1 protein-coding gene is annotated in these 389 nt (G+C 63.5%); it reads left to right on the forward strand.

The window, feature by feature from the left end; genetic code table 11:
• On the forward strand, positions 1–389 hold a 389-nt coding region (gene tus / locus M3180_RS22410; RefSeq protein ID WP_251671642.1), incomplete at both ends, for a DNA replication terminus site-binding protein.

Raw genomic sequence — 389 nt, forward strand, 5'->3', positions numbered from 1 at the left:
GATCACCCTTAGCGCCTACCGCACGCTGACGCCCCTCGTCGACCCGAGCACCATCCGCTTCGGCTGGGCCAATAAGCACGTCATCAAGAATCTGACCCGCGACCAGGTGTTGATGATGCTGGAGAAAAGCCTGCAAGCGCCGCGGGCGGTGCCGCCGTGGACCCGTGAGCAGTGGCAGAGCAAACTGGAAAGGGAGTATCAGGATATCGCCGCCCTGCCGCAGCGGGCGCGGCTGAAAATAAAACGACCGGTGAAAGTCCAGCCGATCGCCCGCGTCTGGTACGCCGGCGAGCAGAAACAGGTACAGTACGCCTGCCCCAGCCCGCTGATCGCCCTGATGTCCGGCAGCCGGGGGGTCAGCGTACCGGATATTGGCGAGCTGCTTAACT

The sequence above is a fragment of the Paenibacillus camelliae genome, assembly GCF_023715345.1.
Lineage (GTDB): Bacteria > Bacillota > Bacilli > Paenibacillales > Paenibacillaceae > Pristimantibacillus > Pristimantibacillus camelliae.